This is a genomic window from Extibacter sp. GGCC_0201, from assembly GCF_017566055.1.
In the GTDB taxonomy this organism is placed as follows: domain Bacteria; phylum Bacillota; class Clostridia; order Lachnospirales; family Lachnospiraceae; genus Extibacter.
In genome coordinates this window covers 1-208 of record NZ_JABFCH010000292.1, presented here as the reverse complement: position 1 = coordinate 208, position 208 = coordinate 1, and the positions used below count along the sequence as shown (strand labels likewise).

The 208-nt window shown below is 61.1% G+C and carries 1 protein-coding gene; it reads right to left on the bottom strand.

From position 1 onward, the window contains the following. A partial coding sequence (locus HJV72_RS20590) for a GntR family transcriptional regulator (protein ID WP_442899306.1) occupies nucleotides 1–127 on the bottom strand: 127 nt, incomplete at its 3' end. Nucleotides 128–208 lie beyond the last annotated feature (81 nt).

Below are 208 nucleotides of genomic sequence, written 5' to 3'. Positions count from 1 at the left end.
CCAGCTCCGCGAGCGCCTGACGCACAGTCGTTCGACTCACGGCGTATTCATCGCACAGTTCCTTTTCGGTGGGAAGCTGCTCTCCCTCGCCGCCGGCACCGACCACATCGGAGAGCAGGGCGTCCACGAGCTGAACGTAAAGTGGTCGCTTTTCCCGAGAATCCAACACCGCTGCCCCCAATGTATCGCTCTTCCTGTGTCTTCGTCG